Here is a 21,012-nt window from a genome sequence, read left to right as displayed (position 1 = left end):
CAACCGTAGTGCTTGTTGCGCTACGGTTATTCTAAACTGTAGACGTTTTTAATGTTTAAACTGTAGACTTCGATCGTCATTTTTGTATATTGTAAATTATGGTGAATCTTTTTGAATACTTGAACTATCGCGATTTCCTGAAGGATGCCTACGAAGAACGGCATGCGGCTGAATGGCGTTTCAGCCACCGTTTTATCGCAGAAAAGGCCGGAATCGATGGCTCCATGTTCAATAAGATTCTTCAGGGCAAACGCAACTTGACTCCGCGTCTGGTTCAAGTTTTTGCAGACCTGTTCTGCAATGACGGTCGCGAAAAACAGTATTTCGCGGACATGGTCTCTTTCAATCAGGCCAAAAACCATTCCGAAAGTCGCCAGTACCTCGAAAAGTTGGTGGCCACCAAGGAATGCAAAGTCGAAAATGTGGCCCGCGACCAGTTTGAATATTTTGATCACTGGTATCATGCGGTTATTCGCGAATTGATTACCTTCTACCCTTATGTGGGGGATGATGCGGCCTTGGGCCTCATGGTCCGTCCGCCGATTTCCGCTAGTCAGGTGAAATCCTCTGTGGCCTTGCTGGAACGTCTTTCCATGATCCGCAAGAATCCGGAAACTGGTTTTTATGAACAGACCCAGGGCTTGATTTCTAGCGGAAGCGAATCCTATAGCACGGCGGTTAATTCTTACATCCAGCAGAATCTGGATGTGGCTACATCGGCTATTGACCGCTTTGAACGAGAGGAACGAAACCTCTCTACTTTGGCATTTGGTTGCGATGAAGATACCTATAAGGAATTGGTTGAAATGGTTCGCCGTTTCCGTCGCGAAGTTCTGGCCAAGGTGAATCAATGCCAGAAACCCAATCGAGTTTTCCAGTTGGGGATGCAGTTGTTCCCTTTAAGCGATCCTTATCCACCTCCCGTAAGGCGTGGACGTAAGCGTCGTATTATCGGTGAAGAAATCCGCAACGAAGTTAACGACGAAGTTGCAGGCGAACAGATGGAGGCTTCCAATGATTAAAAAGCCCTTCTGGTTGATTTTGGGTGGAGCTCTCGCTGCATTGACAACATCCTGTTCCAATGACAAGGATGAAGTTGCCGGTGGTACCGAAGCTGAATCTACAATTGCCTTGCAGATCCAATTGGCGGATGGTGCGCCTGCTGCCAAGTCCCGTATTCGCGTGTTGCCGGTAGGATATTTGTCTGACGGCTTGTCTCAGGAAGAATGGTCTGATACGGATGACCGCGGTTATGTAAAGCTAACTGTGGATCCTGGTGAATACTCTGTAGAAATCCGTGGAGAAAGTGATTCCTCTGCATTAGGTGCCGTATTTACCAAGTCCGTAGAGCTGCAGGAAGTGTCTGCTGTTGATTCCATTGCACTTGGCGCACTCACTACCATCGAGGGCTTTGTTGCACCTGGGCAAGGTCCTTCTGTCATTAGAATTCCTGGCTTGGAACGTTTTGTAGTTCCCGATAGCGCTGGACATTTTGTAATTGATTCCCTTCCTGCCGGAAATTTTGAAGTTCTTATCGAGAGCCGAAGCAACCGCGGTACAATCAAGTTGAGCGCATCTGCCGGTGAAACCGTGCCCGAAATAAACCTGGGCGCTCCCCGTGGTTTTGCTGTGGAAGATTTCGAAAGCTTTAGCGGAATTTCTGCCACGGGAGCTATTCTTGGTGATGGCTGGTGGTTTACCATGGATGCCGATGGCCAGAACTTGATGCCCCTCTGGGATGAATCCCTGACGCAGACATTCTCTGGTAATGATGGCTGTGCGTCGGGTGGTTGCGCCCGAATTTTTGGAGAAGGTAAATCCTCTCGTTCTTCGACGCACTTGGGTTTCTTGCTGGGCGGATATCGAACTGATTACGAATTGCCTGGCTTTGATTCCCTGATGTTCAGTGCCCGTGGCCATGGAACCTTGCATGTGGCTCTTTCGGCTTATGATAGCTCTGCCAAGAGCATAGAGTTTGACGTGGATCTGTCAAAGGTTTGGCAAGGATTCGCTCTTCCTGTGGGGTCGAAGAAAGTTGCTGTAAACCGAATTGACTTTAGTGTGAATGCTGGGGATACCGTCTTCCTGGATGATGTGTTCCTGGGCGGCGTTTCTGAAGAATCCCTGAAAAAGATTTCAATGGGCGTAGGCGAGGATCGTTCAACTTATCCTGCAGACTGGAAGGATCACGCGGCCTTATTGAGGGAAGTTGTCGGCTATGCATCGGGTGTTCGTGGCGGTGAAGGCTACATCGACAGCCTGGCTGCAGATTCTATCCAGGGTGAAATTTGCCTTGTTACGACAACAGAGGATTACATCATTGTAGAAGATACCACCAATGTGGACTCTACCGGAAAGGCGGCCACTACCGCCGTAATCGCTCCCGGTTCCTTGCGGGATTGCGCCTATCGTGATGGACCGACCTGGATCCTTTTCGAGAAAAGCGGAACTTATAATTTGACGGCGGCTCTTCGAATTAAGTCCAACAAGACTTTTGATGGTCGCGGTCGAGATATCCGCATTTCTGGTATGGGAATTATGACGGAGGAATCGTCTAACCTGATTTTTGAAAATCTGACGTTCTCTGCTCCGTCGACAGTTGTTTCCGATACAGCAAATCGCAGGGCCATTTCTCTTCACAATAACACCCATCATGTGTGGATTGACCATTGCTCCTTTGAAGAATATCCCATTGTCGAAGTTGATGTGAAACGCGGTTCCCATGACGTAACTATTTCATGGTCTCGTTTTGAAAATGCAGAAACGGGTGTCCTTTTTGGCCTGACTCCGGATTTGATCGATGAATCGACTCAGACTTTGACGTTGCATCACAATTTCTTTGATAATATGAGCTGGTCTGGCGCTTTTGCAAGACGCGGTCGCCTGCATGCATTCAATAACTTCTTTAAGAACCTGGATCGCTATGCCGTAGAATGCACGGACTCCGCCAGTTGCTATATTGAAGGCAACGTGTTCAACATGGATGATCCTGTGCTCGTTTACAGTTTCTTTGATGACGAAGGCGCTCCGATCGATACTTCAGTTGGCTTCCCCAAGATGGTCGGTAACTGGTATACGGTTGGCGGTGATCCTCTGAAAGTCTCAGTTTCATCCCTGGAATACAAACCGGACTATGGTTATTTGGCAGAGCCTGCCGATGCAGACCTTGCCTGGACCCTCAAGGATAAAACTGGACCTCGTTAAATGAAACAAAAACTTCCTGCAATTCTGTTCCTGATATCAACCGGCTTTTCTGTGGTTGTCTACCTGAAGGTGGCTGAACTTTCCGGACATGAACTTCTTGGTGTGGTGGCGGCCATGGGCTTTTATATGGCCGTTTTTGCCGTGCTGTGTGTCCTGTTCAATACTAAGGAAAAATCTGGAGAAGAAAAGTCAACCTGGCAGGAACTGAAGGAACTGCAGGAAGCGACCCGCAAGGCCTCGGAAGAGGAATTCTCCAGAAAGTCCGCCGAAAAGAACAACGAAAACGTCAAGGACGAAAATTCCTGAATTCAATGGTTGGCATGGTTCTTGCATTAACAGGAACATGTTGTTTTTGACTATTGGAATTTTCCATTATCTGTCTGTCTTTCAAGGTTAGACGTTTTTCTATTACATTCCCTGTATAGTACGTCTTTTTTTAGAGGTCTCGTATGTCCAAACTTTCCGAATCCTTGTCTCTGGTAAAAAAAATCCTGTCTGAAGTTCGCATGTATAATCAGGCATCGGCTGTATTGAATTTTGATATGCAGACTATTTGCCCCAAGGAGGGGATGAATGCTCAAGGCGAGGTGGATGCCTTCTTGAGTAATAAGGCCTTTGTCCTTCAGAAGGATGCCGCCTATATCGAGGCTTGTCTGTACATCTATGATCATCGGGATGAACTGACTGACGAATTTGACCGCTGCCTGGCCGAAAGTCTTCATCGTGATTATGCCCGCGAAAAAAACGTGACTCCCGAAATGCAGCACGAACGTTCCCTGACGTACAACAAGGCTTATGTTAATTGGCTTGAGGCGAAAAAGTCGAAGGATTTTGGCATTTTTGCTCCAAGTCTTGCCGAGGTGCAGAAGATTCAGGTTCGTGAAGCGAACCTCAATGAAGAACGTAAGGAAACGCCCTACGATACTCTGTTCGACGGTTATGAACAGGGCTTGTCTTCTCGAGACCTGGATGATTGTTTTAACGAATGCAAGGCTCGCCTGGTGCCGCTGCTTAAGCGCGTCATGAACAGCAAGAAAAAGATCCGCACGGATTTCTTGAGCCGCCCTGTAAAGGATGAGGCCCAGAAAACTTGTACTCAGTATCTGCTGGAAACCATGGGCTTCGATTTTAACCGCGGAGCCTTTGCCACTACGGAACATCCCTTTACTACGGAAATTGGCAAGAATGATATTCGCGTGACGACCCATTATTACCCGGATATGTTCTATTCCAACATCTTCAGTATTATTCATGAAGGTGGTCATGCGCTGTTTGAACAGAACCAGCCTAAGGAAAACTATAGCCACTTTATTGAATTCAATAAGACTATGGGAATGCATGAAAGTACCAGCAGATTTTATGAGAATCGCATTGGCCGCAGCCGTGAATTCATTTCGCTGATTTACCCCAAGTGCTGTGAACTTTTCCCCAATGTTTTTGAAGGCGTTTCTGAACAGGAATTCTATGAATCCATGAATACGGTAACGCCTAGCCTGATCCGTACTGAAGCGGATGAATTTACCTACACTTTCCACATCATTATCCGTTATGAAATCGAGAAGATGATTGTGAATGGTGGTGCCGACGTGGATGTTGCCGCCTTGCCGAAATTGTGGAATGACAAGTATGCCGAATATCTGGGAATCCGTCCGGCTCATGATGCGGAGGGTATTCTTCAGGATGTTCACTGGACCAGCGGATTTGGCTATTTCCCCACGTACGCCTTGGGCAATATGTATAATGCCATGTACTATAACACCATGAATAAGCAGTTCGATATAAAGTCTGCTGTCCTTGCCGGCGATTTCAAAAAAATCAACGGGTGGATGACCGAAAACGTGTGGGCACGCGCCGATAGGGAGTCGCCAAAGACCTGGATTAAGAACATTACGGGCCGTGATTTTACTCCCACGGATTTCCTGGACTATCTGGAAAGCAAATACAGCGAGATTTATGAACTGTAATTTTGGTACAATTTGTATCAAATGCGTTTTTGAAATGTGATGTGTATCAAAAAATACTCAAACAGCTAGTACAGTTGTTTGAGTTTGCTTTTTGATAACCCGTGCGAAATTTTCTTTGTACGTTTATCTTTTTGTTAGGATGATTGGGATTCACCCTAGTGTATGAGGATGTTATGAAGAAGATTATCGCATTGGGTCTTATGACCGCAGGTCTTGCCACTATGGCATTTGGCGCAAATCGCGTCGGTCCCGTTTCTCAGTATGGTCAGCTTCAGGCTGGCAAGAACGCCGCAGGCAAGGGCCGTATTTACGGTAGCTGCCCGGCTTACAGCACCAGCGGCAACGAAGTCGCTGTTCAGGGTATGAGCCTTTTCTGGTCCATGACGAAAACTGCCGGTATTAATTTCTGGAACGGAGACGTCATCAAGGGCCTGGTGGATAAGCACAAGATCCAGCTGATTCGTGCTCCCATGGGTGTTGATGGCTCCTGGGAAGATGATGTTGGCAACTACTACACCAATGCCATGCACGAAACCGCCATGAATGCCGTTGTCCAGGCTGCTATCGATAACGATATCTACGTGCTTATCGACTATCATTCCCATTGCGCCGAAAAGAATACTGCAGGTGCAACTCAGTTCTTTGGCAAGATGGCTCAGAAGTGGGGCAAGTACGACAACGTAATCTTCGAAATTTATAACGAACCCAAGCATGGTGATTGCAACGAAGAAAATCCTTGGTACGATGCTGCAGAAGCAAAGAATTACTGGAAATCTAACATCTATCCCTATGCAAATGCCGTCATTTCTGAGATTCGTAAATATTCCGACAACCTGGTTGTTGTTGGTACGCCATATTACGATCAGTACGTAGATGCTGCGGCCGTTCAGCCTATTAACGACAAGAATGTTGCCTATACATTTCATTATTACGCAGGTGAAGAAGTCCAGAATTCCGAATGGACTCACAAGGTGGATGTACTTGGCAAGAATCCCGAAAATATGATGAACAAGGGTTACTCTGTGTTCGTTACGGAATGGGGTAACTCTGGTCCCAGTGGCGATGGCGGCTTTACTAAAAGCTACAGTACTACCTGGTACAACTGGATGAAGACCAACCAGCTCTCCGGTGCCAACTGGTCTGTGTCCAACAAGGCTGAAACGGCTTCCTACTTCACTACCGGTGTTTCTGCAAGTACTCCTTCTAGCCAGTGGAGCTATACCGAAAGCGGTAGCTGGACAAACGAGAACGTATTTGCTGCATTGCCGGCAACTTATAAGGCTTGCGACGGTTCTTCTGCTCCGTCTTCTGATAGCCAGCAGCAGATTGCCAGCTCCAGCAGCCAGCAGCAGATCGCAAGTTCTAGTGCTCAGCAGCAGGCTCAGTCAAGCAGCGCTCAACAGCAGGTCGCAAACTCCAGCGCCCAGCAGCAGATTACTTCCAGTGCTAGCCAGACTGTTACCGGCGGCGCAAATGTTTCCGGTAGCCTGAATCAGACTGTGGCTCAGGGCGGTACCTTTAACACCATTACCATTACTGGCGTGAGCAGCTTCAATCGCGATACTTACTCAGCTTACTTCCTCCAGGTCAAACAGGAAGGGGATAAGGTGACTATCAGTACCCAGGGTGGTGCAATCGATCAGTATTTGAATACGGGTGATTACTCGGATACCTTTACCGTTAACGGTGAAAAGCTGACCTTGAACGTGAAGGTCGTTGCCGCCGGTACAGAAATCGCTTCCAGTGATTCCCAGGCTCCGGCAAGCTCTGCTACAGCGGCCCTGGCTGCTGTCCAGAAGTCCTATATCACCGTGGCTGTGGCTGGCCGCATGCTGAACATCGCTGGCGTAACCTCCGCCGATGTGGATTTGTTTGACCTGCAAGGTCGTCCCATGGTCCGCCTGAAGAATGTGGTTGGTTCTGCTGACTTGTCCGCAGTTCCCAGTGGCAACTACATTGTCAGAGTCCGTTCCGGTGCGGTGAACATGACCCGAAAGGTGAACCTCCGATAATACGATTTGCTAAAATGGCGCCCGAAAGGGCGCTTTTTTGCTTTTAGGTGGTGTATTGAAAATCCCTAGGAACGTCTAATTTTTCGTAACTTGTTGAAAGTCAATGGATTACGAAAGCGATAGGCGAAATGAAGCAAAAAACGGCAAAAATCTTTAAAAAACGGCCTTAAAATACTATTTTTACGTCCGTAAACTCAAAGGAGCTACTAATGCTTAAATCTACTCTGCAGCAGACCGATCCGGCAATCTTCGACATCATCAAGGAAGAAGCCGAACGTCAGGAATATGGCATCGAACTGATCGCCTCCGAAAACTACACCTCCAAGGCCGTCATGGAAGCTATGGGTTCCGTGCTGACCAACAAGTACAGCGAAGGCTACGTTGGCAAGCGCTACTACGGTGGTAACGAAGTGATCGACAAGATGGAAGCCCTGGCAATCGAACGTTGCAAGCAGCTCTTTGGTTGTGACCACGCAAACATCCAGCCCCTTTCCGGTTCTCCTGCAAACGCCGCTGTCTACATGGGCGTTCTCAAGCCGGGTGACAAGGTTCTCGGCCTCAAGCTGGACCACGGTGGACACCTTTCTCACGGCCATCCGGTGAACTTCTCCGGTATGCTCTACAACTTCGTCCAGTACGAAGTGGATAAGGAAACTGGCCGCATCGACATGGACAAGGTCCGTGAAATCGCCCTCAAGGAAAAGCCCCGCATGATCCTCGCTGGCTTCTCCGCTTACAGCCGCAACCTGGACTGGAAGAAGTTCAAGGAAATCGCTGACGAAGTCGGCGCTCTCACCATGGCTGACATTTCTCACGTTGCTGGCCTCATCGCTGGTAAGGCAATCGAATCTCCGGTTCCCTACTTCGATATCGTCACCACCACCACCCATAAGACTCTCCGCGGTCCCCGTTCTGCAATCATCATGTGCAAGGACAAGATGATCAAGAAGATCGTCAAGGGCGAAGAAAAGGAAGTCTCCCTGCCCAAGGCAATCGACGCAGGTCTGTTCCCGGGTATGCAGGGTGGTCCCCATGACCACATCAACGCTGGTAAGGCTGTTGCCTTCCTGGAAGCTCTCCAGCCGGAATTCCAGACCTATGCCCAGAACATCATCAAGAACGCAAAGGCTATGGCCGACGAACTGATGAAGCTCGGCTACAAGATCATTTCCGACGGTACCGACAACCACCTCATGGTTGTGGACATGACTTCCAAGGGTATCGGTGGTAAGGATGCCGAAATCGCAATGGAAAAGGTTGGCATCTCCTGCAGCCGTTCTACCATTCCGTTCGACACTCGCAAGCCCATGGATCCGTCCGGCGTACGTCTTGGCACCGCTGCCATCACTACCCGTGGCTTCGACGAAAACGATTCCCGCCTGGTGGCTCAGATCATCGACCGTTGCATCCAGAACAAGGACAACGAAGAAGGCCTGAAGGCTATCCGTCAGGAAATCATCGACCTCTGCAAGAAGCACCCGCTTTACGCATAAGCGCTTCGCGCTTTTGAAAAGACCTCAAGTCGTCTATGAGCGACTTGGGGTCTTTTTTCTATATTCTGAATATGGACGCAATCAAGCTTGAAAACGTTTCCTTTCGCTATCCAAGGGCGGCTGTAGAGGCTCTTTCCCAGGTGAATCTTCAAATTCCCCAGGGGAGTTTCTTTGCGTTGCTGGGCCCCAATGGGGCGGGGAAGACGACCTTGTTGCGATTGCTTTGCGGTCGTTTCGCGTCTTATGAGGGAACCTTGAATATTGCGGAAGGATTCCGCGGGCCTAACGGCTTTCTTGACCCCAAGTCCTATGGAATTCTCCTTGAAAATCCTGGCGTCTACCCGAAGCTTTCCGTTGAAGAATATGTGAAGTATTTTGCGGGCATGTACGGCTGTGGCGAATGCGGTACCCGTTTGCAATCCCTTGCCAGGGACTTGGAGTTGCCTGCCTTGTCGACGAAACTTTCCGCTCTTTCCTTGGGGAACCGTCAGAAGGTTCAAATCCTGCGAGCCCTGATTCATAATCCAAAGTTATTAATTCTTGATGAACCTGTAGCTAATCTGGACCCAATGTCCCGCGAAACGGTTTGGCGCCTTATTGCGGATTGGCGTAAACGGGATGGTGGCACCGCCATTGTGTGTTCCCATATCCTTGCCGAAATGGATCAGGAAGCTACAGATTATGCCATTGTGAACCATGGCAAGATTCTGAAGGCGGGGGCAGCTCCTTCTAATGCGCACTCTCCTTTGCAAAAGGGCAAAAATTTTGACTTGTCCTTTGAACAGGATGTTTCCCAGGAGCTGATTCAGCGTGCTTTAGAAAGCGCTGGCCTTCCTTCGGTTTCTATAAGGTATGCGGGATCCTCTCTTGCGGATATCTATAAAGAGAACGTCTAATCCCGAATATTAGTCTTGACTTTAGAACGTGTGGGATAGGTCGAAGGCGAATCTGCTCCAGGCGAATCCTTCTGCACTCCAATCGGTCAAATTTTTCTTGAAGGCGTAATCAAGTCGGAAAGTCAGGAATTGCCAACTATAGCGAATTCCGAGGCCAAGGCTTTCATTTCGGGCTGATGTGTAGATGTCGTCTTCATCGTCGGTTACTTTAGCCCAGTCGTAGAATTGTACGAGTTGCCAGTGTCTCCATCCTTTCCAGGGGAACATCCAGCGGATTTCTTCGTTGAATCTGAAGTAGGTGGGGGTAAGGCCTGTGTTGATGATTGTGTCTGCCTTGATGGAAGATTCTTGCCCTGTGTAGATGATAGAATCTCGGCTGGCAAAAATATGTCTGAATTTATAACCGCGAACGGATCGGGAACCGCCCTGGTAGAAAATGCGTGCGTCTTCTTCCAGGGCCTTTGCGAAGAAGCGGCCCGTACTTCCACTAATTGCTCCGAAAAATGTCCAGAATAGGGGGAGGTAGGCGTTTGCTGTTATTTCGCCGTAGGTGTAGGGATCGCCTCTCATGTTGAATGATTTCAGATCGCCGTCCCAGTTCGTTCCTGCGCCGAATGTGGGGGCAAGGCGGATTCCCTTGGTGGGGTTGAAATAGTCGTTGGTAAAGTCAAATGTAAGGGCAATTTCACCCTTTAGCTTAAGCAACTTATCTTTATTTTGCGTTTCTAGCAAAGAGTCCTGTGAACTTGAGAGGCTTGCTGTATCGCTGATGTCTGCGGTGCCTGAATTCTCCTTGCTTACGACAAGTACGGTATCCTTGGCTTTGGAAACGTATCGGGTATCGATCGTGCCGCGGAATCTAATATGGTTGGTAATGCCGAAGGTAATGTCTCCTCGGTTGATGATTTCGTAGCGTTCTTCGTATCGGTCATCGTAGGCGGGCTGCGTGATTTTTTCGTGGTTTAATGTCAGTCGGTTGTCGAAACGGATTGCTGTGGGAATAAAGCTTACGGATGTTCCGAAAAGTAGCGGGTTTGCGTAACCGATGGAGGCTTCCTGCTTGTGTTGTGCAATTTGAACACTTGATGAAAATTCGTGGAAGTGACCGAAGAAGTTTTTGTGACGAGCGTAGGCCAAGGCTCCGAATCCGTAGATTTCTTCATAGAAGAATCCGTAACGAGTTTCGCCGGGTACACGCTCCGTTACGTTTAGATATACGTCAGACAGACCGTCTTCGCGGAGGGTGTCGCTCATTTTTACCTGAGTGAACAACTGGGTCGAGAACAGTTTCGACTTGAATGAATTGTACTGGTTTCCGTCAATCAGTTCGCCTTGTTCGATTTTCCATAGGCTTGAAAGCCAGGCGGTATCCGTAAGTCCTGCTTCCGTTGGCCCCTGCAGTTTTTTGTCGGCGGAACGGAAGCTGGTGCTGATCATGTTTCCCATCAGGACTTTGGCACCTGGGGTAATTGTAATCTCGACAAATATCTTCTTGTGTAGGGAATCCAACATTTCAATGGAAGAAAGATAGGCGTGAAGATAGCCTTCCTTGCGGTATACGCGCTGGATTTCCTGCAGGTCTTCTGAGATGTCTTCCTGGTTGTAATAGTTTTCCTTTGAAATGTTCAATTTGCTTTCGTCAATTTCCAATTTTGCTTCTTCGGGAACGATGATTTTTGCACCGCTAAATTTGTAACGTTCGCCGTCTCGGATGTGGATGATATAACCTCTCTGGACAATACCTTCCGAGGTTGTGTCCTTGCGGATGTTGAGTGCCATGTCAAGGCTGTAGTAACCTCTAGAGTAATAGAGAGCCTTGATGTTCTCTATAGAAAGTCTCATGAGGAAGTCTTGCTTTGTGGTGTCCATCTGGCCGAACTCTTCGGGAACGTCGAGCTGTTCTTCTAACTGGTAATTAGAGAACGCCTTGTTTCCGGAGATTTGTACAAACCAGGGATGCTTTACATCGTCTGCTGCCCATGAAAACGCAATCATTGCCAAGAGGAGGATTAGAAATTTATTCATTTGGATGTGTCCTCCCTGGAATCCTGATTTTGGGTATGCTGGCTACCTATGCTTTCACAACGGCCGATTCCTAGCAAGCAGGGGTTCCAATAACGGTAGACATAGTTGATGCCGATATTCTTTTCAAGTCGGTCATCGTCGCGTTCTGTACCGGAGTTGGTCAGGTATTGCTTTCTGGTTAATAGGGCGTTAAGTGATAATGCCGGTGCAATGTGGTTCTTGTGGGAGTATTCAGCTTCCTGGAATACAGGAAGTGTGTAGTTAGCTCCGAACTGAACGGATTGTTCGTAGGTGGGGTTTACGCTCTGGTCCTTGGTATAGCCGAATACCAGACTCAAATTTTTTACCCAGCGGTCTAATGAAACCGGAATCTTGAAGTAGCTGGAATCCTTGTCGCTGGTGGTGGTGTTTTCAAACAGCATCACCTTCATGTCAATGTCGCCAATGTAGTCGCCGCCAAGAGTCTTGTTTGCCGTTGTTGAAATAACCTTGCCGATTGCCTTGCCTGCGATTCGGTTCCAGTCTGCGGATTCGCCGCCTTTGTCTGCAATACAGCCTAGGAGAACGTTGTAGTAAATTACCGCAGGGGATGATTCGATACCGCAATTCGAAGATGGCATGGGCTGGGGATTGGTAATTGTTCCCTGAATGTCCAAATTGATAGGACAGGTTTCGTTAACGCTTTCTGAATTTTCGTTACAATAGGGAAGATCCTGGCTACTGGTTACGTCGATAACGCCCTTTTGCCAGGGCACATCGTTCCAAGAAATTTGGAAGGAGTTCAAGTTGAATTCGTAGACTTCGTGGATGCCGATAAATCCGTTGTTCGTATTTGCAATGTCACCTCTGAGCAAGGGCCTTGTGGTATTGCCCAAGACCCAGATGTCCAAAGTAACGGGGAAGGTAGCGAACGGTGTCACGATACCAACAGAATCCCTTTGGGAATCGCTAATATGAAGTGAAAGATTGATTGGGCTTGCCGTAGAGAGCTTTTCTTCTTGAACTTCTTTTTTCTTTAACTTGGCGACGCCGTTGTTGAACATGGCGATGTATTTGTCAATGGCCGAAGGTGTAACTTCGATATCAAGATCGCGATAATAAACGAGTTTGTCTATAAGGATGTTTCCTGCGATGGTGTTGTTTTGAATCTGGCCCGCCTTGCTATGGGGGATAATGTAGGCAATGTCGCCTCTGGCTAATGCTTCAGCCTGTCCAATAACGTCATCGTTAAAATTGTAGGTGATCTTTGGAATGTCTGCGGTTATGGTGAGATTTTCGTCTCCATCTTCAAGGTGCCCGCTGATACCTTCCAGAACCAGCTTGTGCTGGTCCATCTCAATCGTGTAGCGGTCTGACCTAACGTCAATGGCATTAAGCTTTAGACTGTCAAGTTGGAATTTTAATGTAGCTTCGATAGTTTCGTTATTGCGATTGGTTGTCTTGGCGGAGGAAATGTCCAGTAGACCGTTTTCAATGCGTCCTCTTAAACTGATGGGGAAGGAAACGTTCATCTTGGGCGGGTTATATCGAGTGGAATCTGCGGTGATGTCTGCAGTAATTCCCTTGAATCCCTTGCGGATGTCTGCGGTAATGTCGACATGGAGGTCCGTGTTGGTGATTTCGCTGATAGTTCCGGGAATGTACCAGGAACCGTTTGCGTCAACGGTACCCTTGAACTTCAAGTCGTTGTCGATGAAGCCTTCCGACCATAAAGTGCCACCATTGTCACTTCCATGAGAGAAACTGAGGTGTCGCCTGTCGTCAAAAATATGATCGATGATTATCTGCGTGTTTCCTGTCCAACCACCACGGCCAATGTCCAGATAGGAATTTAGCTCGACCTTGTCTTTTTCTGCAAAGATGTTCAACTTCTTGATTCGGAGCAAATCTGGCGAGAGGTCGTTAAACTCGATATTGGAGAAGTCCAGGTTCCCCATAACGCCTGTATTCTGGTTGAACGACAATTGGCCCGAGAGCATACCGGAGGCGAAGGTGCTGTCGTTTAGTGGCTCTAGCAGGAGCGGAATACTGAAGTCATTTGAGGAAATACTTGCTTCGAGAACCTGGATGGGAAGGAAGGGAGTGGGCTTGAAATCCGGGTTCGAATCATTGGGCAATATGAATGAACCGTATGCGTTTACTTCATTCCTGTTGTAAATGCTATGGGCTCTGTCAATGAAAATCGTGTCCTTATTCTGTCTTGCGATTACGTCTGCAACCATGTTGTATTCGGCCACTTCGCCGTCAATGGTAACGTTGGCGAATCCAGTGGAGTCGTCGATATTCCAATGCCACATTCCGCTCACGCGGCCTCTAATTCGGTCTGATATGGACAAATCCGCAAAGGGTATTGTTGCAATGATGGCCTTGTCTGCGCTGACATCAATTGCGATAGAATCTCCGATGTCGATATAGGCGCTGGCCTTACCGCCATGTCGTTGAGTGATGTTCCATGAGGTGTGAGGACGTTCATGATTCCATTTTACGTCGCCATCGAAATCGAACGTTTCATTCGGGGTGTAGATGACACCCTTTGAAAAATCAATTCCCTTGGTGTCAAGATCCAGGGTGACTTGCATGGAATCGGCCGTCATGTGATAGGCGTAGGCAACGGTGTCGAACTTCGCCAGAATTCGGAGCTTGTGTCCGTCGCAGGTTCCGTAAAGTTGCGGTCTTCCGCCCAAGGTCAAGTTTCCGTGAGTCCAGTCCAGAGCCCAAGGTTCGTAAGGGGAGATGTCTCCGATGAATGTAATCATCAGGGAATCCCTCAAGTCGATTGTTCCATTGACGTAGGACCCCTGTCTTGTTTCCAGGGAGGCTCGGATGACCATGTCGTTTATGTCGGCGGAACGAATGTCTACGTCCATAGGCATCATCTGCGGTCCGTACAGGGCGCTCATGTTTTCGACCTTGCCTTCTACGTGTCCGTTAAGATTCGTGTCGAAATCTCCGGCAAGGTGGATGGAGCCGCCTTCGTCGTTTTGCAGAAGAATGTCGGCGTTAATCTTTTCCTGATTTCCCTGGACCTTGATTGTCACTCGTTCCGGTTCCAGCGGCCACAGGGCTCCGACTCGTGTGCGGATGGTGCTGTTGTAGAAGACCGTTTCCTTTCGGGTGTCTAAGGTTGCCTCGGCAACGACATCGATTTTACCGATTTCAGGAATCTCTTCGGGGAGCTTGAACGGCAACCATTCGGCGGGGTTCTTTACAGAAATGTTGGTCTTCGCCTTGATTCGGCTCATGTCCTTCTTGGGAACGTTTGCCTTGATCTGGACGGAATCCTTGCTTGTTTTTACGCTTGCCTCTAAAGTCAGCTTTGCCCCTGCGAAGTCCCCTTTCATCTTGACTGAGGCGGGGTTGCTTACGAAGTCTCCGTTGACTTGCCTGATTCCTACGTTGAGCGCGTATTCCCCGTTGTTCTGTACGCTGAGCCCCTTGGCGTTCCAGGACTTTCCGTCGGACAGCTTGATGTTTGCGTCCTCGATGTTGACTGAAACGTTTGCCGGGAATCTAAGGTTGTCGGGGAATGCAGGGTTGGTGGTATCTTTTGTCGCGGAAAGGGTGTCGCTTTGTGGAATGGCGATGAATGCATCCACATGGTCCATTTTCAGGCTTACCCCCCGGTTTTCTCCAAGAATGGTGATGTCCAGGTTAGGGTTTATGATTTTTACTTCGGTAGAGTCCGTCGAAATGAAAAGGGAATCGAAGGAATGCTCTAACAGGGACTGCGCGTTGTGGCCGTAGGGGGTAATCGTTACCCCGGAAAAAGTGTGTGGGGCGGAAAGGTAGCGTTCCACAAACGCATGAACAAACCAGACGCCAAGAGCGATGGCGCCTACTGCAGCAGTTGCAAAAAATGCTGTTCCAAAGAATGTCTGTTTGCGTTTTTTCAAACTGAGTCCAAGTATAGAAAATGCGATAATTCGTTGATGGTCAACAAGTTATGAAAACGGCTCGTAATTTGTACACAAGTGCTTTTTTGTGTAGTATTTTATTGTCGCTTTCCGATATCGGGCGCACACCTGTAATTTGAGCGGAAATTTTGCTTTTTTACCTATTATTATTACTATATTCAGTGCGCTATTATTGGGCTTTGGAGCCCGCCGGAAACAAGAGGTTACATGAAACTCCGCTTTGCCTTTTTTACTGTGAGTCTCCTAAATCTGTTTGCCTTGACTGGCTGCAACAGTGTGGGGGATAAGGATACCATTCTTGCTCGCATTGATAAGGAAGTCGTCTATCGAGAAGACCTTGTTCTCTTGATGAAAAATTCCATTTCCTCCAAGGAACCTTTGAACAAGCGTCTCTACGAAAATGTTTATGCGAAGGAAGCCGTCGTTTCCAAGGCTTTGACACAGTTCCCCGAGTTGAACAAGGAATGGGAAGAATTTCTCGGTTTGATTGAACCCAAGCTGCTTGCTTCCGTCTATCAGCGTTTCTACCTGAATGAACGCCTTACTTATTCCGAACCGGAACTTCGTCATTTCTATGACGAACATCGCAGCCTGTTTGAAGAGGCGCCCCTTCCTGATTTTAGTGTCATTCAGGGAATTGTTGCCTGCGAATACTATATGTCTCATTCCAAGGAAGCCTTGAACGCTTACTTGAAAGAACACTTGATGGGCTCTACGTCCAGAGAAGATTCCATAACTTGGAAGACCAAGTTCGTTGAACTCCACCGTTCTGAACTCAAGGAACAGATTGCAAGGAACCTCGCCTCAGACCTTCATGTGACGTTCCATGAATTGCCTAAGCCGGAACCGAAGGCTTTCTACGAAAAGCATATGGATATGTTCATGACTGCCCCCGGTTATGAGCTGTATCATGTGCAGGGAACAGATTCCGTTGCCCTGGCAGCCCTGTTTAACGAAACCACTGACCTTGAAAATTTCAAGAAAATCGCTTCCACAAAGAGTGCAAATAAAGCTACCGCCAAGGAAGGCGGCTTTGTCGGCTACGTCAAGGACGGCTTTGCCATGCCGTACGGTATTGGCATGGTTTCTGGTTTGAGTGCCGCCTTGAATGGCAAGGATGCAGGCTTTGTATCGCCTGTAATCAAGGCCGATGTCGGTAATGCCTACCACGTATTCTATCTGTCTTCCCTGGTTCAGCCGAAACAAAAGACTTTTGATCGCGTTGAAGCCTCTATCAAGCAGGGGTTGGCTAGCGGAGAATTCTTTGATGTGGATTCTTCCTATGTTCTCCTGTCTGAAAATGGTGAAACTTTGCTGACTGAAGGGGAACTGAAGCGTATTTGCAAAAGGGATTTCATGGCCGAGGTCAATGCTCGCAACCATCAGCACTTGTTTAGCATGGTTGTAGAAAGACTGCTGTTCAGCAAGGCTGCCCTGAATTTGAAACTGGATAAAACCTGGGAATACCGCGCCTTGGTGCGTGCAGCCCGTCGAAATTTCATCTTCGATAACTACTTCTTTAAGAAACGTCAGAACGTAGAAGTTAGCGAAGATTCCCTGAAGGCTTTCTACGAACGTTATGGAAGCCCCGTGCATCAGGAATATTCCTTTGAACAGGGACGCAGTGAGGTTCGTGCCGCAGCAATGTTCCCGATGAATATCCTTAGGCACGAATATTTCCTGAGTAAAAAATCTAGCTACTTTAAACTTGATTTCGAACAAACTCTTCCGGCCCTCTTCAGACAGAACTGGAGGATGCAGAGCGATATGAGTGAAGCCCGCTTTGCTGCTGAAAGTTACCAGTCTGCTGTGCTTCACTTCTACGATAGCAGTATCCAGGAATGGGAGCCTACGATCTTGGCTGATCGACTGGTGGCCAACGCTGATTCCTTGCGTAAGGAAGGCTTGAATGATGAAGCCCTGGAAGCCTATCGCAATTTGATTTTTGCCTATGGCGAAAACGATTCTCTTGTGAAGTTGGCTATCTACGAAAGCGCTCAAATTTATAACGAGACAGGCCGCTTTGAAGAAGCTGAAGCGGAGTATCAGGCTTGCTACGAAATCTTCCCCGATAGCCCTGAAGCGGAAAAGTCCTTGTTCAGCCGCGGTTTTATCTTGAGCGAGAATCTCAATAAGAACGATGAGGCTCTCCAGGTCCTCAAGACTTTCCAACAGAAATATCCGAACAGCGAACTGAAGGAGTCGGTGGACTGGCTGGTGCAGAACATTGAATCTAATGGAAAATTGGCCGATGATTTGATGAAGAAAATCAGTGCCGAAGAATAAAGAGTTATATTTAACGTACTCACAATAAAAGGTGGTATACCCTATGGAAATGACATTCGCTATGATCAAGCCCAACGCCGTGAAGAGCGGCCTGATTGGTCAAATTATTGCCCGTTACGAAGCTGCAGGCCTCTCCGTCTGCGCTATCAAGATGCATCAGATGACTTCTGCTGACGCTCGCGGTTTCTATGCCGAACACGTCGAGAAGCCTTTCTTCCCGGAACTGGAAGCCTACATGACTAAGGGTCCTTCCGTGATGCTCGCTCTGGGTGGCGAAAATGCCATTGCCAAGGTTCGCGCTATCAACGGTGCTACCAATCCGGCTAAGGCAGAACCCGGTACCCTCCGCTACGATTTTGCTCCTTCCATGACCGAAAATGTTGTCCATAGCTCCGACAGTCCTGCATCCGCAGAACGCGAACTGGACTTCTGGTTCAAGAAGGAAGACCGCTACGCCTACGAAGCTGCAAGCAAGAAGGCTTGCTGCATCCTCTAATGGCAGTTTAAGGTCTGTTAGAATTACAAACAAAAAAAAGACCCCTCTCAAGGAGACACAAAACAATGCAATGGATCATCAAGTACCTTACCTCTTCCATTGGTAAGAAACAGATCATGGGATGCTCTGGTGCGTTCCTCGCTCTGTTCATCCTCGTCCACATGTGCGGCAACCTCCAGTTGCTGAACTTTGATCAGTCTGCAGCACAGGCATCCTACAATGCCTATACTGAATTCCTGACCAGCTTCAACCCGCTCCACTTCCCGGTAAAGTTGATTTACCTCATGGAACTGGGCATGGTTGCTGCATTCGGTCTCCATATCGGTCTCGGCGTTTTGCTGAAGCTCGAAAACAAGAAGGCTCGTGGCGCTGTGGGTTACGAAGTCAACGCTCGCAAGGGTAACAAGTCCTTCGCTACCTTCACCATGATCTGGACCGGCCTTATCATTCTCGGCTTTGGCATCCAGCATCTCGCTAACCTCAAGTTCGGTGCTCACTACCTGTACCAGAACGCTGCCGGCGAAATCGTCCGCGACATGTGGCTCACCACCATCGACATGTTTGCTAACCCGGTTTGGACCGTGTTCTACCTGGTTGCCATGCTCGTTATCGGCATCCACCTGTTCCATGCCATTTCTTCTGCTTTCCAGACTCTCGGCCTTGCTCACCAGAAGTGGACTCCGGTTATCGAAGTTATTGGCATTGCATACAGCATCGTGATTGCAATCGGCTTTGCTGTTGAAGCTGCATTCTCCTGCTACATCGCTCATCAGCCGGAAACCGAAGCTCTCCGCGCCAAGTCTCATGAACTCCAGCAGCAGCTGGAACAGAAGAAGGCCGCTTCCGAAGCTAAGACTTCTTTCGTCGTTCCCTCTGTCGGCATCATTTCCACCAACGTTTAATGGAGACCATAACTAATGATTCTCGATTCTAAAATTCCTGGTGGTTCCATTGAAGAAAAGTGGACCAAGCATAAGTTTGAACTGAAGCTCGTGAACCCCGCTAACAAGCGTAAGTTCACCGTTCTCGTGGTGGGTACCGGTCTTGCTGGTGCTTCCGCTGCAGCTTCTCTCGCAGAACTGGGCTACAATGTGAAGTCCTTCTGCATTCAGGACTCTCCCCGTCGTGCTCACTCCATTGCTGCCCAGGGTGGTATCAATGCTGCTAAGAGCTATAAGAACGATGGTGACTCTGTCTATCGTCTTTTCTACGATACCGTTAAGGGCGGTGACTTCCGCGCTCGTGAAGCCAACGTTCATCGTCTCGCCGAAAACTCCAACCTGATCATCGACCAGTGCGTCGCTCAGGGTGTTCCTTTCGGCCGTGAATACGGTGGCCTCCTGGACAACCGTTCCTTCGGTGGTACCCAGGTTTCCCGTACCTTCTACGCTCGCGGTCAGACCGGTCAGCAGCTCCTCCTCGGTGCATACCAGGCTCTCATGCGCCAGGTTGCAGCAGGCAAGGTAACTCTCCTTCCTCGTCGCGAAATGATGGACCTCGTGGTTGTCGATGGCAAGGCTCGCGGTATTATCGTTCGTAACCTCGTTACTGGCGAACTTGAAAGCCACGTTGGCGACGCAGTCTGCCTTTGCACCGGTGGTTACGGTAACGTCTACTACCTGTCCACCAACGCTCAGGGTTCTAACGTCACTGCAGCATTCCGCGCTTACAAGAAGGGTGCCGCATTTGCTAACCCCTGCTACACTCAGATTCACCCGACCTGCTTGCCCCGTCATGGAGACCTGCAGTCCAAGCTGACTCTGATGTCCGAATCTCTCCGTAACGATGGCCGTATTTGGGTTCCCCGTAAGGCTGGCGACAAGCGTTCTCCGGACCAGATCCCCGAAGAAGATCGTTACTACTACCTCGAAGAAAAGTACCCCAGCTTCGGTAACCTCGTTCCTCGTGACGTGGCTTCCCGTAACGCAAAGCAGGTTTGCGACGCCGGTCTCGGCGTAGGCAACACCGGCCTCGCAGTTTACCTGGACTTCGCAGACGCTATCAAGCGCATGGGCGTTGCAGGCGTTTCTGCTAAGTATGGTAACCTCTTCCAGATGTACGAAAAGATCGTTGACGAAGACCCGTACAAGGTTCCGATGCGCATCTTCCCGGCAATCCACTACACCATGGGTGGTCTGTGGGTTGACTACGATTTGATGTCCACCATCCCGGGCTGCTTCGTTCTCGGTGAAGCAAACTTCTCTGACCACGGTGCTAACCGTCTCGGCGCTTCTGCTCTTATGCAGGGCCTCTCCGATGGTTACTTCGTGATTCCGTTCACCATCGGTGGCTACTTCGCAGGCACCAAGCTGGAAAAGGTTTCCGAATCTGATCCTGCTTTCGAAGACTGCAAGAAGCAGACCGCAGAAAAGATTTCCAAGCTCCTTTCCATCAAGGGTCACCGCACTGTTAACGATATCCATCGTCAGCTCGGTAACATCATGTGGGAATACGTTGGCATGGCCCGTAACAAGGCTGGCCTCGAAAAGGCTCTCCAGGAAATCCCCGCACTCCGCGAAGAATTCTACGAAAACGTCAACGTTGTTGGCTCCGAAGGTTCCTTCAACCAGAACCTGGAACGTGCTGGCCGTCTGGCTGACTTCCTTGAATTCGCAGAAGTCCTCACTCTCGACGCCCTCCACCGTGAAGAATCTTGCGGCGGTCACTTCCGTGAAGAAAGCCAGACCGAAGAAGGCGAAGCAAAGCGTGACGACGAACACTT

Annotated in this window: 13 protein-coding genes; 11 read left to right on the top strand and 2 right to left on the bottom strand. The window is 48.8% G+C overall.

The window, feature by feature from the left end; translation table 11 throughout:
- Positions 1-98: 98 nt before the first annotated feature.
- The 7 genes from BUB94_RS12700 to BUB94_RS12670 all read left to right on the top strand — a co-directional run bounded on the left by BUB94_RS12700 (position 99) and on the right by BUB94_RS12670 (position 9,569).
- On the top strand, positions 99-1,022 hold the full coding sequence (locus BUB94_RS12700; protein ID WP_073158408.1) for a TIGR02147 family protein: 924 nt from the start codon (positions 99-101) through the stop codon (positions 1,020-1,022).
- The gene (locus BUB94_RS12695) at positions 1,015-3,204 is read left to right on the top strand and encodes a pectate lyase family protein (protein ID WP_073237638.1); all 2,190 of its coding nucleotides are present in this window, start codon (positions 1,015-1,017) and stop codon (positions 3,202-3,204) included. Before BUB94_RS12700 ends, BUB94_RS12695 begins: the two co-directional genes overlap by 8 nt.
- The gene (locus BUB94_RS12690) at positions 3,205-3,510 is read left to right on the top strand and encodes a hypothetical protein (RefSeq protein WP_073158413.1); all 306 of its coding nucleotides are present in this window, start codon (positions 3,205-3,207) and stop codon (positions 3,508-3,510) included. It abuts the gene before it with no gap.
- 143 nt (positions 3,511-3,653) lie between these two features.
- The gene (locus tag BUB94_RS12685; protein ID WP_073237635.1) at positions 3,654-5,168 is read left to right on the top strand and encodes a carboxypeptidase M32; all 1,515 of its coding nucleotides are present in this window, start codon (positions 3,654-3,656) and stop codon (positions 5,166-5,168) included.
- 173 nt (positions 5,169-5,341) lie between these two features.
- Entirely contained in the window at positions 5,342-7,180 is a 1,839-nt protein-coding gene (locus tag BUB94_RS12680) for a cellulase family glycosylhydrolase (RefSeq protein ID WP_139260221.1), read from the top strand.
- Positions 7,181-7,389: 209 nt separating this feature from the next.
- A complete protein-coding gene (gene glyA, locus BUB94_RS12675; protein WP_073237629.1) occupies positions 7,390-8,673 on the top strand; it encodes a serine hydroxymethyltransferase in 1,284 nt (427 codons plus the stop codon).
- 71 nt (positions 8,674-8,744) lie between these two features.
- Positions 8,745-9,569: an ABC transporter ATP-binding protein gene (locus tag BUB94_RS12670; RefSeq protein WP_073237693.1), complete on the top strand. Its 825-nt coding sequence runs from the start codon at positions 8,745-8,747 to the stop codon at positions 9,567-9,569.
- A 21-nt stretch (positions 9,570-9,590) separates the two neighbouring features.
- Here the strand turns inward: BUB94_RS12670 and BUB94_RS12665 are convergent, their stop codons facing one another.
- Positions 9,591-11,594: a BamA/TamA family outer membrane protein gene (locus BUB94_RS12665; RefSeq protein WP_073237626.1), complete on the bottom strand. Its 2,004-nt coding sequence runs from the start codon at positions 11,592-11,594 to the stop codon at positions 9,591-9,593.
- A complete protein-coding gene (locus BUB94_RS12660; RefSeq protein ID WP_073158426.1) occupies positions 11,591-15,487 on the bottom strand; it encodes a translocation/assembly module TamB domain-containing protein in 3,897 nt (1,298 codons plus the stop codon). The genes BUB94_RS12665 and BUB94_RS12660 overlap by 4 nt, the downstream gene beginning before the upstream one ends.
- Before the next feature lie 228 nt (positions 15,488-15,715).
- On the opposite strand from BUB94_RS12660, the gene BUB94_RS12655 reads away from it, so the two are divergent.
- From BUB94_RS12655 to BUB94_RS12640, 4 genes are all read left to right on the top strand, one after another.
- Positions 15,716-17,794: a peptidyl-prolyl cis-trans isomerase gene (locus BUB94_RS12655; RefSeq protein WP_073237623.1), complete on the top strand. Its 2,079-nt coding sequence runs from the start codon at positions 15,716-15,718 to the stop codon at positions 17,792-17,794.
- Between the two features lie 43 nt (positions 17,795-17,837).
- Positions 17,838-18,290, top strand: coding sequence for a nucleoside-diphosphate kinase (ndk, locus tag BUB94_RS12650; RefSeq protein WP_073158432.1), 453 nt, complete (start codon positions 17,838-17,840; stop codon positions 18,288-18,290).
- A gap of 65 nt (positions 18,291-18,355) precedes the next feature.
- Entirely contained in the window at positions 18,356-19,192 is an 837-nt protein-coding gene (locus BUB94_RS12645) for a succinate dehydrogenase cytochrome b subunit (protein WP_073158434.1), read from the top strand.
- A gap of 15 nt (positions 19,193-19,207) precedes the next feature.
- A partial coding sequence (locus BUB94_RS12640) for a fumarate reductase/succinate dehydrogenase flavoprotein subunit (protein ID WP_073237620.1) occupies positions 19,208-21,012 on the top strand: 1,805 nt, incomplete at its 3' end.

It is taken from the genome of Fibrobacter sp. UWH9, assembly GCF_900129715.1.
In the GTDB taxonomy this organism is placed as follows: domain Bacteria; phylum Fibrobacterota; class Fibrobacteria; order Fibrobacterales; family Fibrobacteraceae; genus Fibrobacter.
The sequence above is the reverse complement of the archived record's forward strand: the minus strand, read 5'-3'. Positions and strand labels throughout refer to the sequence as shown.

Bases quoted from the DNA above. Each gene is read 5' to 3' on its own strand.
- BUB94_RS12700 (WP_073158408.1), top strand. From the start codon at position 99: ATGGTGAATCTTTTTGAATACTTGAACTATCGCGATTTCCTGAAGGAT.
- BUB94_RS12695 (WP_073237638.1), top strand. From the start codon at position 1,015: ATGATTAAAAAGCCCTTCTGGTTGATTTTGGGTGGAGCTCTCGCTGCA.
- BUB94_RS12690 (WP_073158413.1), top strand. From the start codon at position 3,205: ATGAAACAAAAACTTCCTGCAATTCTGTTCCTGATATCAACCGGCTTT.
- BUB94_RS12685 (WP_073237635.1), top strand. From the start codon at position 3,654: ATGTCCAAACTTTCCGAATCCTTGTCTCTGGTAAAAAAAATCCTGTCT.
- BUB94_RS12680 (WP_139260221.1), top strand. From the start codon at position 5,342: ATGAAGAAGATTATCGCATTGGGTCTTATGACCGCAGGTCTTGCCACT.
- glyA (WP_073237629.1), top strand. From the start codon at position 7,390: ATGCTTAAATCTACTCTGCAGCAGACCGATCCGGCAATCTTCGACATC.
- BUB94_RS12670 (WP_073237693.1), top strand. From the start codon at position 8,745: ATGGACGCAATCAAGCTTGAAAACGTTTCCTTTCGCTATCCAAGGGCG.
- BUB94_RS12665 (WP_073237626.1), bottom strand. From the start codon at position 11,594: ATGAATAAATTTCTAATCCTCCTCTTGGCAATGATTGCGTTTTCATGG.
- BUB94_RS12655 (WP_073237623.1), top strand. From the start codon at position 15,716: ATGAAACTCCGCTTTGCCTTTTTTACTGTGAGTCTCCTAAATCTGTTT.
- ndk (WP_073158432.1), top strand. From the start codon at position 17,838: ATGGAAATGACATTCGCTATGATCAAGCCCAACGCCGTGAAGAGCGGC.
- BUB94_RS12645 (WP_073158434.1), top strand. From the start codon at position 18,356: ATGCAATGGATCATCAAGTACCTTACCTCTTCCATTGGTAAGAAACAG.